11 protein-coding genes are annotated in these 12987 nt (G+C 51.7%); 10 read left to right on the top strand and 1 reads right to left on the bottom strand.

The window, feature by feature from the left end:
* The first annotated feature begins 42 nt into the window (after positions 1-42).
* The 9 genes from ACODSV_RS29320 (at position 43) to ACODSV_RS29280 (ending at position 10804) form a co-directional block, all read left to right on the top strand.
* Positions 43-2268 (top strand): polysaccharide biosynthesis tyrosine autokinase, encoded by a 2226-nt coding sequence (locus ACODSV_RS29320; RefSeq protein WP_102624864.1) that lies wholly within the window; start codon positions 43-45, stop codon positions 2266-2268.
* A gap of 196 nt (positions 2269-2464) precedes the next feature.
* Positions 2465-3787, top strand: coding sequence for a UDP-glucose dehydrogenase family protein (locus ACODSV_RS29315; RefSeq protein WP_024074900.1), 1323 nt, complete (start codon positions 2465-2467; stop codon positions 3785-3787).
* Positions 3788-3874: 87 nt separating this feature from the next.
* The gene (locus ACODSV_RS29310; RefSeq protein ID WP_146015778.1) at positions 3875-5197 is read left to right on the top strand and encodes a lipopolysaccharide biosynthesis protein; all 1323 of its coding nucleotides are present in this window, start codon (positions 3875-3877) and stop codon (positions 5195-5197) included.
* A gap of 153 nt (positions 5198-5350) precedes the next feature.
* A complete protein-coding gene (locus ACODSV_RS29305; RefSeq protein WP_150054625.1) occupies positions 5351-6661 on the top strand; it encodes a hypothetical protein in 1311 nt (436 codons plus the stop codon).
* A complete protein-coding gene (locus tag ACODSV_RS29300) occupies positions 6658-7440 on the top strand; it encodes a glycosyltransferase family 2 protein (protein ID WP_024074897.1) in 783 nt (260 codons plus the stop codon). Before ACODSV_RS29305 ends, ACODSV_RS29300 begins: the two co-directional genes overlap by 4 nt.
* Positions 7441-7457: 17 nt before the next feature.
* A complete protein-coding gene (locus ACODSV_RS29295; RefSeq protein WP_150095228.1) occupies positions 7458-8606 on the top strand; it encodes a glycosyltransferase family 4 protein in 1149 nt (382 codons plus the stop codon).
* A gap of 239 nt (positions 8607-8845) precedes the next feature.
* On the top strand, positions 8846-9988 hold the full coding sequence (locus ACODSV_RS29290) for an acyltransferase family protein (RefSeq protein ID WP_150054623.1): 1143 nt from the start codon (positions 8846-8848) through the stop codon (positions 9986-9988).
* Between the two features lie 178 nt (positions 9989-10166).
* A complete protein-coding gene (locus tag ACODSV_RS29285) occupies positions 10167-10475 on the top strand; it encodes a hypothetical protein (protein ID WP_024074894.1) in 309 nt (102 codons plus the stop codon).
* Positions 10472-10804, top strand: coding sequence for a hypothetical protein (locus tag ACODSV_RS29280; RefSeq protein WP_024074893.1), 333 nt, complete (start codon positions 10472-10474; stop codon positions 10802-10804). The genes ACODSV_RS29285 and ACODSV_RS29280 overlap by 4 nt, the downstream gene beginning before the upstream one ends.
* On the opposite strand, the gene ACODSV_RS29275 is transcribed toward ACODSV_RS29280, so the two are convergent.
* On the bottom strand, positions 10756-11376 hold the full coding sequence (locus ACODSV_RS29275) for a phosphatase PAP2 family protein (RefSeq protein WP_370531101.1): 621 nt from the start codon (positions 11374-11376) through the stop codon (positions 10756-10758). The genes ACODSV_RS29280 and ACODSV_RS29275 overlap by 49 nt on opposite strands.
* A gap of 258 nt (positions 11377-11634) precedes the next feature.
* On the opposite strand from ACODSV_RS29275, the gene ACODSV_RS29270 reads away from it, so the two are divergent.
* Entirely contained in the window at positions 11635-12711 is a 1077-nt protein-coding gene (locus ACODSV_RS29270; protein ID WP_150054621.1) for an LLM class flavin-dependent oxidoreductase, read from the top strand.
* The last annotated feature ends 276 nt before the right edge of the window (positions 12712-12987 follow it).

The raw sequence follows: 12987 nt of genomic DNA, 5'->3' as shown, positions 1-12987 counted from the left end.
GTGTCATTCACCACATAGTCATCAGGGCCGATAAACTAACTTATGCAACAGTCAACCGTAGTGAATGCGCAGGATTATGACGATGACGAGATTGATCTTCTCGGCATGTTCGGAACGATGATAGATCACAAATGGTTGATTATGGCAATTACCGTGATCTTTATGATCGTGGGCATTGCGTATGCGCTGTTGGCCTCGCCCATCTATCAGGCGAATGCGCTGGTGCAAGTTGAGTCCAAAAAGAATGACCTGCTCGGGTTCTCGGATGTCAGCAGTATGCTGGGTAAAGAATCTCCTTCTACCACCGAGATCGAACTGATCAGGTCGCGTGCAATTATTGGCGAGACGGTCGATAAACTACAACTTGATATTGTCATCGTGCCGAACTACTTCCCTGTGGTAGGTGAGTTCATTTCTCGCCGTTTCAAAGGGACGGCTCAGGGCGAGGTCGCCAGCCCGTGGCTGGGTATGAACAGCTTCGCGTGGGGCGGAGAGTCTCTTAAGGTGTCTCAACTCAACCTGCCGGAAAGTCTACTCGGTAAAAAATTGACCCTCGTCGCCGGCGACAGTGGGGATTACGTACTGCTCGACGAAGACGGCAATCTGTTGGTGGAGGGCGAGAGGGGGCAAGCAGTCAATCAGCGGGGGATTAAACTTCAAATTGATGAACTGCGCGCGAATCCAGGAACGAAGTTCAGCGTTGTCCGCAACCCTCGTCTGAACAGCATTTTGGAATATCAAGACGCCTTGGATGTGCTTGAACGCGGGAAAGAATCAGGCATTCTCAATCTTTCACTGGAAAGTAAAGACGCGAGAAAATCGGTAAAGATACTAAATACCATTGCTGAGCTTTATGTACGCCAAAACGTGCAACGCACCTCGGCAGAGGCTGCTCAAAGCCTGGATTTTTTGAGAGAAAAGCTCCCAGAGATCAAAAAAGATCTGGAGAAAGCCGGGAATGCGCTGAACCAATACCAGACACGTAACAAGTCCGTGGACATCAGTCTGGAAACCAAGTCGATCCTTGAGCAGATGGTCAATTTGGATACCAACATATCCAACATGAAACTCCAGCAAGCGGAGATGGATAGAAAGTTTACCCCTGAACACCCCGCTTACCGCGCTCTTTTGACGCAGATCGGTGAGTTGACCGAAAAACAAAAGATGCTGGAGAGAAAAGTTACCAGCCTACCCGCCACCCAGCAGGAATTACTCAGCCTCACTCGCGATGTTGAGGTTGGCACTGAGGTCTACACACAGCTGTTGAATAAATCCCAGGAACTTGACGTCATGCGGGCGGGCACCGTCGGAAACGTGCGCTTGATCGATACTGCGGATGTGAATATTCAGAAGCCCGTCAAACCCAAGAAATTCTTGATCGTACTGGGCGCTACCCTATTCGGCGGTTTCTTCGCTGTGGCCCTGGTGTTATTTCGAAAAACATTGAACAAAGGGTTGGAAAACCCGGATGCGATCGAGCAATTAGGCTTGCCAGTGTATGCCTCTATTCCCTACAGCGTGTTGCAGGAATCCGAGGAAGCAAAGACCCATCGAGGTCAGGGCCTTTACAAGGCTGCCGCTTTGCTCACCCTGTCTCATCCTACCGACCTGGCGATTGAAGCGCTGCGCAGTCTGCGCACCAGCCTGCACTTTGCAATGCTGGAAGCACCTAACAACCGTTTGATGATCTCCGGTCCCAGCCCGCTGGTGGGGAAAACGTTTGTCTCGGCAAACCTCGCCGCGGTGATCGCGCAGTCAGGGCAGAGGGTCTTGTTGATCGATGTGGATATGCGAAAAGGCTATTTGCATAAAGTGTTGGGAACGCCGGCAGAAAATGGGCTGTCCGACTTGCTGGTTAAACGCTGTGATCTCATCACCGCCATACACAAAACGGATATCGAAAACTTCGATATCATCGGACGAGGGCAAATCCCTCCCAATCCGTCGGAACTGTTGATGCACTTCAACTTCAGTGAATTGTTAGATCAAGTCAGTGCCCTTTACGACCTCGTAATTCTTGATACACCGCCACTATTGGCAGTGACAGACGCCGCCATTGTTGGACGCCAGGCCGGTACCAGCTTGATTGTTACGCGCTTTGGCATGAGCCCGGCCCGTGAAATTGAATTGACTATGCGTCGTTTCTCTCAAAATGGCATACACCTGAAAGGTGCCATCTTTAACGGAGTTGAAAGACGAGCGTCGGCAGCTTATGGTTATTCAAACTACGGCTACTATCACTATGACTATAAGTCCGACAAGGCTTAAAGCGCCACCCACTGCAGGTGATTCGATTTTTCCAGTTTCACCGTGTATTCAGTAAGCGCCTACTGAGCCTCTATCGGCTTGGATGTAATTAACTAATCAATCGATATCGCTCTCAGGGACTAGCAGAACATCCTGGGGCGGTAGCGTGCCAAACACATTAACTTTTCGCACTTAAATACTTCCATAGAGAATCGACATGAAAGTCACCGTTTTCGGCATTGGTTACGTAGGGTTGGTCCAAGGCGCGGTCCTGGCCGAAGTCGGTCACGAGGTCGTCTGCGTTGATATTGATGCTGATAAGGTCCAACAACTCAAGCAGGGGCACGTACCGATCTACGAGCCGGGCTTGGAAACCTTGGTAAAAGAAAATTACGCAGCGGGTCGTCTCACTTTCACCACAGATGCAGCCTCAGCCGTGAAACATGGTGATGTGCAGTTTATTGCCGTTGGGACGCCACCGGATGAAGACGGATCGGCCGATTTGAAGTACGTGCTCGGCGTCGCCGAAACAATCGCCCAGTACATGGAAAGCCATAAGACAATCATTGACAAATCCACCGTGCCCGTAGGAACGGCCGACAAGGTCAATAGGCGTATCGTGGAAGTCCTTGCTCAGCGAGGACGTGAAGAACTGACATTCGAGGTCGTGTCAAATCCCGAGTTTCTCAAGGAAGGCTCCGCAGTCGCAGACTGTATGCGCCCTGACCGCATTGTCATCGGCACTGACAGTGCATATGCCGAGGAGGTCATACGTGAACTGTATGCACCGTTCAACCGCAACCATGAAAAAATTATTGTCATGGATGTACGGAGTGCCGAACTCACGAAATACGCGGCCAATTGCATGCTTGCCACCAAAATTAGCTTTATGAACGAAATGGCTAACCTTGCGGCGATGCTCGGCGCGGACATCGAGATGGTTCGCCAAGGCATAGGTGCTGACCCCCGTATCGGCTACCACTTCATCTACCCTGGTGTCGGTTACGGCGGATCGTGCTTTCCGAAAGATGTACAAGCGCTGATTCGCACAGCCAGCAGCGTCAATTTCGATGCCAGCATCTTGAAAGCAGTTGAACACCGGAATAATGAACAAAAAACCCTCCAGTTCAAACAAATCCATAAGCATTTTTCGGGTGATCTGGTGGGTAAGACATTCGCTGTCTGGGGCCTGAGTTTCAAGCCCAACACTGATGATATGCGTGAGGCCCCCAGCCGAGTACTTATTGAAGCGCTATGGGACGCGGGAGCCAAGGTTAGTGTCTACGATCCGGAAGCCATGGAAGAAACCCAGCGTATCTATGGCGTCCGTGACGATCTGAATTTGTGTGGCACCAAGGAAACGGCACTGAAAGATGCAGAGGCACTGGTGATTGTTACCGACTGGCCAGCGTTCAAAGCACCGGACTTCGAGTTCATCAAACAGCAGCTCCACCAGCCCGTGATTTTCGATGGTCGTAACTTGTATGAGCCCGCACGAATGAAAAAGAAAGGCATCACTCATTACTCCATCGGGCGATAAGTAAATCAGGCCTACAGCCCCCTCGAACGATCGAATTCACCATTGACACAAGCCCCCCTGCTCCACCCAAACCAGAGATCTTATGCTGTGCGTCTAGATAATCGACTTCGAAGGCTGGTCAAGAATATTTTTGGGTCCGCGGCCGCCCGATTATTTAATCTGTTGATTGTAATGGCTCTTATCCCGCTCACTATTAACGCGCTGAGCGTGGTTGATTATGCATTTCTGTCAATGGCGATATCGTTATCAGTACTGTCCGCCTACGCAGACTTTGGTATTGGCTTGGCCATTGTCAACACCCTTGCGGGAGAGAGCAAAGATTCAGTGTCCGAAGGCTCACGCAAAGCGGTTTCGGTGGTCTGGTTTACATTACTGACGATTGCATGCGTGGCCCTGATCGTGACGGGCGGGTTAGCACTGTGGGTCTACCACTACGCGCCCATCGCTGACATTGCACGCTATCAGGCGATGTTGTTGGGTTCCGCCTGCGTCTTCGTGGGTTTGCCATCAGGGCTCATCCAACGGATTTTGTTCGCACGTCACCGTACGACGGAGGCTAATGCCTGGACCACCAGTGGACGCCTGCTGTCCCTGCTGTTTGTATGGGCTGTGGTAGAGAGCGGAGCCGCAAACTTGTCACTGCTCGTCTTCGGGGTGATTGGCGTACCGGTGATCATTGGCTGGGTTTCAGTGCTGGTGGTATTTCGTAGAAGCAGCATGAAACTGTTGGTGCCTCGATTTAAATATTATGACCACACCCTTTTAAAACCTTACTTGATAACGGGGCTGTCATTTTTGATTCTGCAGGTCGTTCCGTACGCGGAAGTAGGCATAAATACCTTACTGGCCGGCAGTTTGATCGGCATCGACATCGTCCCCTCGCTGGACGTGTACACCCGGCTGTATACCTATGTACCCGCCCTCGTCTCCATTGCGCTATTTCCCCTCTGGCCAGAAATTGCCAACGCAAAAGCGGAAGGGAATGGCGCCTGGATTCTAAAGATCACCCGCTGGGCTTATTACCTTACAGGGACGCTGGCGTTCATCATCAGCTTGGTTCTTTTGCTCTTCGGGGAACGACTGGTCAACGTGTGGACCCACCAAAACCTGACACTTCCTTCCCCCGTGCTGACCGGCATGGCGGTGTTCGCAGTACTCACGTGCATAGGCACTGTACAGTCGATGGTATTAAACGGTGCGGGTGTCATCAAGCAGCAGGTACAGCTCTACATCGTGTACTTATTCATTTTATTCACGGCAAAAGTATTAGCCACCTCTACACTGGGATTAGTCGGAATGATCTGGTCATTGAATGCTTGCCAGGTACTCAGGCTGGTGGTCGGAGGAAGCCTTCTCAGAAGCCACATCAAACTGACGCTCCCGAAAAATTTGCAGACAACCTGTCCTTAGCTAATAAAAAATCGCGATCGGGCTTCTCTAAAGTGGATCAACGCTCGTCGGCTTATTTATTAGATAGTGAGCGTAAACAAACTCACGACACCTTTTTCAATGGACAGCCTCGCGCAACTACCGCGCCACCTTATTGTGACTGGGACTATTTGCATGCCCGATCTTTATCCTCTACCAGGTCGACCCACGGTGCTACCTTCGCTTAAAAAAACTATCGACCTGAACAGATCTCGACTGAAAATGGCACTCCGTTTGACGCCATTATTCATCGGTTTTTTCTCCAGCCAGAAATTGTCCTTCGGCGGTGAGATTTATGCAGGAGAGATCCTTGCGCTCATTTATCTGGCGTTGAACCTGGGCCGGCTTAAGCTGGGAAAGGGTATTGGCACACTTGTTGTATTCGGTATAATTTGGACCATTTGCCAATTTATTTCCGATCAAGTCAATCAATCCGAAACCGTAGACTCGGTTAAAGGTATTGGCGCGCCCGTTATCTTTCTGTGTACGTTCGTGGCCTTATCGACATATTTTGATCGTGACATCCGGCGCATGCCATCTTTTTTAATCGGTGCCTATCTCGGCGCTATCCCTCAATTTATTTTATTTCCCAGTGAGTACTTCCTGGGCAATGCTTGGAAATGGGGGATAGGGCAACTGGTCATCGCACTCTTTGCCACGATTTACACTTTTTCCATTGCGCGGAAAAAAAATGCCCATCTCATCCTGTTGATATCGATTTTTTCAATCTTCAGTTTTTTTAACGATTCACGCAGCATGGCCATTTTTCCACTTCTCGCGGTCACCGCTTATACACTGCTCAGTCGAAAACGTCTTGCAGCAGCCCTCAACAGTATGAAAGGACCATTTGCCGCGACTAAAATGCTCTTTTTTATTTTTGCATTCCTTCTATTAATCAATGCCGTCTTTACCTCGATTTTTTCATCAGACTGGTTCCTGGATAAACTGCCCGAAGAGTCGGCGAAGAAATTTCAGATTCAGGCCAGTGGTGAATATGGCGCTCTGCTCGGGGGGCGCAGTGAAATGCTTGTGTCTGTGGGTGCTTTCCTCGACAAACCCTTATTGGGGCATGGCTCATGGGCAAAAGACACAGGGGGTTATCAGGACAAACTGACCGCGCTTAAATTTGCATTGGGCTATTCGGAAAAAGACGAAGCAAACTACAACACGGATCTCATACCGGTTCATTCCTACCTCATGGGTGGACTGGTCTGGGCTGGCGTTGGCGGTGGTCTTTTCTGGATAGTCATGAGTCGCTGGTTATTAATCGAGTTTATTAAAAACTTCAGATTTCTCGGATTTTATTTCTATAACGGCATCATAGAGTTGTTCTGGAATATTATGTTCTCACCCTTTGGTGCGAGTGCACGGTGGAGTACAGTCATATTCATTGCTGCGCTCTACTGCTACTCAAGACACCTGTCAAAGCACGGAAAACCACATTGAAAATCTCAATTGTCACCATTTCATTTAACCAGGCTGACTATCTAAAAAAATGCATAGACTCAGTCCTGTCACAACATTTCAACGACCTCGAATATATTGTCGTTGACCCTGGCAGCACTGACGGTAGTCGAGAAATAATCGAGTCGTATGGGGATCGATTAATTAAGGTTTTCGAAAAAGATACTGGCGCCGCCGACGGCCTTAACAAAGGGTTTTCACGCGCCACTGGCGATATTTTCGGCTTTATCAACTCCGACGATGAGTTGCTTCCTGAGGCGTTGGAAAAAGTCGCTGAAGCTTTCCGGACAAACACTCAAACCAGCGTTATTTCTGGTTGTGGTTACTTTGTTGATGCCTCTGGCGCGTTTATAAAATCAATTACGCCATCGAAATTTACGGCTTGGCGGTACGCGTATGGCGCAGTTTCAGTCTTTCAACAAGGCACTTTTTTTCGTAGCGAATGGTTTAGAAAGGTAGGCGGCTTCAATACCGAAAATCGTACATGCTGGGATGGCGAACTGTTTTTAGAGATGGCCCTGGCAGGCGCCAGTTTCAACACCATGGGTGAAGACTTGGCTATTTTTCGCTTGCATGACGCCTCCATCACTGGGAGCGGGCGCCTGAATGAATTGTATGCGAGGGACGCTGATCGTCTTTTCCGCTCAGCGCTCAAACGGCCACGGTCCGAACGAGACCGTTACATTGCGATTCTGGCAAGGCTGCGCAAATGGCTTCTTGAGCCTTCATGGCTGATACGACGTATAGCCCGACTCCGATAGTTGCAGGATAACTTGATATGCATACCGATTCCCCCGCCCTTCGAAGACTGGTTATCTGGGAGCCGTCACTGTCCCCGCACAAGGCAGATTTCTTCACGGCACTGGCACGCTTGAACCCTCAACTGGAGTTGATTTGCTGTGCCGATAAAGAACTCTCTGAGAGTCGTCGCGCGCTCGGCTGGAGTGTTCCTGACCCAATAGGCTACACAACACTCGTTGCCCCCAATCTCCAAACTATCGAATCGTTAGTGGCAGAGTCCGTTTCAAGTTCGCTGCACATCTTTTCAGGGATAAGGTGGGTTCCAACGATCCTCAAAGGACTGACATCCATTAAAGCCAATAAAGCGCGCTATGCCATTATGTCTGAACCACGCGTCGCCTCAGGCTGGTCTGGTGCATTGCGGTGGCTGCAGTCCTGGGGCGAGGAACGCTATCACCGTCGCCACGCTGCGTTCATCCTGGCCATCGGTCGTAATGGACCACCGTGGTTTACATCGATTGGCTATCCTGCGGAAAAAGTCATTCCATTTGCTTACTTCATATCCCCTCCGATCGTGAAGCCCCATATACCGCCGCCTACCGAAAAACTCCGCATCGGCTACTTGGGACGTTTGGTGAAGTCAAAAGGTATATTTGATGTGGTGGACGCGCTGGCACAATTGAACGGCCGCGTAACGTTCGATATTGCCGGTGGCGGCCCCGAAGCAGAAGCAATGAAAGCCCACTGTATTTCAGCCGGCGTCGAAGCGACATTCCGGGGCGTATTGCCCATGAGCGAAATTAATTGTTTTTTCCGTCAGATCGATGTCCTGATATTAGCCTCTACCACGTCCGATGACGGGTGGGGTGTTGTTGTCAGCGAAGCCCTCATGTGCGGGGTCGCCGTTGTGGCCACCACAACCGTCGGCGCCTCGATAGTCCTGGACCGAAGTCTCTTTGGTCGCTGCGTTCCACCCAATAACCCTACTGCGATTGCCGATGCCATTGAACAGCTAAGAGACACAGGCGAACTAAAACCTGCCAAGAGAACGCTACGCACTACAACGGCAGTGAACATTCTCTCAGCGTATGCGGGTGCTGAATATCTCATGCAGGTGATTTCATGGAGTGACGGTCACGGTGCTCGACCGCAGGCTTTTTACCAGAAACATGACAAATGCAGTTAGTGGCCCCCCTCTCTCCTCAGTCGAGGACTCTTAACGTTCCGCCAGGTAATAACGGGCTAAAAACCTCAACCAACACGTGATAAAAACTCAATCCAGCCTGTTAGTTTTTGTCGAATTAAAACCGTCGCCGGCGATCAGGACTATGCGTATCGTCGCCACATCCACCGACTATAAGTGCATCGTTTCGCCTCCTGAAATTGGGCACACGATCAAGACCCATTAATGATCGAGCAGACAGTATGAACAATGCTTTTTTGATCGTTACTGCATATAGTATTTCCCTGCTTTTTTTAAGCGTGTCCTTTGCGCGTCTCAACCTCTTGACCGAGCATACCTTCTTGAGGTCTTCGCCCATTGATGCCCTTCGCGGACTGCTGGCCACGTCTGTGGTTTGTCATCATTTTGTTGTGACCTACCACTGGAAGATCAGTGGGGTTTGGGAGCGTCCACAAAGTGCCATTTTAAATAATATGGGGGTGGTGCCAGTTTCGCTTTTCTTCATGATAACCGGCTTTCTATTTTTTGGAAAAATATACCAAAAAAATCCGCAGTGGAACCTTCTACTGAGGTCAAGAATTCAAAGAGTGATGCCACTTTATATATTTGTCGTCCTCATGGTCTTTGTCATTAGTCTTATGAAAACCGGTTTTGTTTTTGATGCCGACACCAAGGGACTCATAAAAGGCCTGGTGAGCTGGGGGCTTTTTGTCGGTTCGTCTTTTAATGGGTCACCAGACAGCGTTCATATGACATCCGGCGCGCATTGGACACTCCGATATGAATGGCTTTTTTATTTATCTCTTCCCGCAGTGGCTGCTATTTTCAATAGGCGCTGGTACGGCAAATATCTCGCCTTATCAGTAACGGTAATGATAGTGGCGATCCCAGGCATTTACCTCGGCTTGGTAGTTCCTAAACTAGCCCTGCTATTCTTTATTGGTTTTATTCCCGCAATCATAAATATAAATTTTCCGGCGTTTTCGTCGTTTGCCAAATCGAGGACGGCGTCTGTTGTGGTTTTAGCTTTTATCGCCTCTGGGATGTTTATTGACCAAGGATATTCTATTTTCCAGATGCTGCTACTGGGTATCCCCTTCATCATGATTGCCCTTGGCAATACTATCTTTGGTGTACTGGAAAGCAAGGGGCTCAAGACCCTGGGCGAAGTGAGCTATAGTATCTACCTGATTCACGGACTTATTCTTTATATGCTGTTTTCAGTATTTAACGTATTTCCCTTCGAGAAGGGCAGCGCACTTCAATATATCGCATCATTACCGATTGTACTTGCGCTGGTCTCAGCTGTTTCCGTTTTGACTTTTTCCGCGATAGAAAAGCCATTTATCTTTGTAAGGGATAAAAAGCTCACAGCACTCCCCTGATGCGATCAGTTTATTGACTGGCTGTATGGACCTTCCTGCAAGTTGGGCGCGACAGCAAAATTGGCTGCTGACGTGCCCCAAACAACTATTGGCCACCCCTTCATGATCAGCGATTACTCATGCTCTGGGCCCTTTCGGTGGAGCCTGGGCTTATTGAACAACGCAACGGAGTACCCTCATGAAAAGTCCAAAGTTATTGGTAGAGCGCATCGGCCTATTTCCTTCTTCAGGGAATATACATATCGAGGTGAATAACTCGACCCGTGTCCTCGAACGCATGCAGGTGCTGTACGCCGACCACTCCCTGGACAGCGATGACTCCGGCGCCGGGCTGTCCATGGTTTTCGCCGACTGGCGTTTCAAGCTGCAGGTCAGTGATGCACTGTCGGTGTGCCTGTGCGTGGAAAGCCGTGGCGACAGCCAGTTCATGCAGGTCAAGACCGATGAGTTGCTGGCTAATATCTCCGGCACCGAGGAGCGGCCATGAACCTGTGGGAGGACCTGCGCCGTAGCCATGCCCTGAGAAAACTCACGGGCATTTTCGAAGGGCTTGTGGAGCCAGCAGTCGGCGCTCAGTACCAGCAGAACACCCGGGCAATAGGCTACTGGCTGGACCAGTTGCAAGGCAGCTCACCCCAGCAAATCACCCATGCGCTGCTCAAGCAGATGCAGGGTGCACAACGTCGGGGCGATATGCGGCAGTTCAATGCGCAAACGGTGCTGCTGGAACTGATGGTGGAGAGCAACCGCGCCCTGGACCTGGCGACCTATTCGGCCTTGCCACGCGCGGCGCCCAGACGCCAGGCCGGTTCCTGATGGGCTTGTTCGGCCCCTGAAAGGCTCACGGCAACGCGGTTGAGCAGCAACTCCGCGTTATATTTGGGCACCAGCGCACAGGCCAGCAAAAACACCAGCCCACCGCTCATGAACGAGGGGGATACCTTGACGTTGGCGGTATCAATACGCCAGAGAAAGGCAATCGCGGCGACGGCGCCCAGTGCGGCACCGGCCAGGGCTTCATTCAGTGGGTGTATATAGGGAGCGACACAATAAGCACTGAACCCGATACTTAGCGTGAGCGCCACACACGCCGCCGGCCAGCGCCACGCCAAATTGAACTGGCGCGCCAACATACTTGTTGCCACCGTCACCATTAAACAGGTGTTCATGGCATGGCCGCTTATTACTGCAATGTCCACGTGCTGGAAAGATAAACCCCACCCTTTGAACATTAACTTACTAGCCGCCACAATCGAATAAGTCACACCGACCGTCATGACCCACGCCCGAAGCGCCCAAGGGGAGGAATACCTTAACCAGACAGCAATCACCACCGCGGCCGGAATCATGACGGTGATACCGCCATATTGCGCAAGTTCTGCCCGCATCAATGCTCAACCTTCGAGGTACCGTTTTCGGCGCCCATCAGACCTTAGCCCTGGGCAAAATACAACGTTATCTAACGTCAGCCTTACGCACAAAATGCAATTTACTGATCAAACAACTAAACTATGATTCTATATTTTAATAATTAGAATAGAACCAAACGGCATTTTACACAGGCTTTGGCTGGCCCTACCGTGTATGAGCATAACCGACCCCCTGCCCGGTGGAGGTGTTAACCCCGTACTCGACAAGGACAGACCATGAGCATTGAATTCATCGGCTATATCGGTGGCCATCACGCATCCGAGATCCACCCGCGCAGCGGCCCGACCCTGCAACCGGACTACGTGGAGACCGTGGCCCGGGCCCACGAAGAGGCCGGCTTCGACCGCGCCCTGGTGGCCTTCCACTCCAACAGCCCGGACAGCACGCTGATCGCCTCCCATGCGGCCAGCGTGACGAAAAAACTGCAATTCCTGATTGCCCACCGCCCCGGCTTTGCCCAACCGACCCTGGCAGCGCGCCAGTTCGCCACCCTGGATGTGTTCAACGGCGGGCGTACCGCCGTGCATATCATCACCGGGGGTGACGACCGCGAACTGCGCGCCGACGGCAGCCATATCGGCAAGGACGAACGCTACGCGCGCACGGACGAATACCTGAGCGTGGTGCGCCAGGAATGGACCAGCGAACAGCCCTTCGACTTCGCCGGCACTTACTACCAGGTGGAGGGCGCGCACTCTGCGGTGAAGTCACCGCAACAGCCGCATATCCCACTGTACTTTGGCGGCTCCTCCAAGGCCGCGATTGAAGTGGCAGGCAAGCATGCCGATGTGTACGCGTTGTGGGGCGAGACCTATGAGCAAGTGCGCGAAATCGTGACCCAGGTGCGCGCTGAAGCGGCCAAGCACGGGCGCACGATTCGCTTCAGCCTGTCGTTGCGGCCGATCCTCGCCGAGACCGAGGAGCTGGCGTGGGCGCGGGCCGAGAGCATCTTGCAGCAGGCGACGGCGCTGGCAGAGAAGAACGGTTTTGTGCGGCGTGAACCGCCGAACGAAGGTTCACGCCGCTTGCTCGCGGCGGCGGCGCAGGGGGCGCGGCTGGATAAGCGTTTGTGGACCGGGATTGCCGGGTTGCTGGGGGCGCAAGGTAACTCCACCTCGTTGGTGGGCACCGCCGAGCAAGTTGCGGAGGCCTTGGTAGATTATTACGACCTCGGCATCACCACCTTCCTGATTCGTGGGTTTGATCCGCTCAACGATGCGATCGACTATGGCAAGCGGTTGATCCCCCTCACCCGCCAGCTGATTGCTGAACGCGAGCAGAAAGTCGCCTGACAACCACTACAAAACCAAGATGGGAGGGGCGGTGCGACGATTCGACTTGCCCCGATGTCCATGGGTATCTACACAATTTTCAGTGGTCTGTGGCGAGGGAGCTTGCTTCCGTGGCGGCCTTTGGGCCGACCATGTGGTTGGGTTTGACCGAGTACATATCCGTTGCTGCGGTCACGGCTGCTTAGGGTTCCGCTCTTACAGCGGGTCACTTTTGGAAAGAGCCTGTATGGACCGGACACATGGTTGACGGGTGTGCGGGGACATGGTGGACACTTT

It is taken from the genome of Pseudomonas sp. FG86, assembly GCF_057808775.1.
This window is presented reverse-complemented; position numbering and strand designations above follow the sequence as displayed.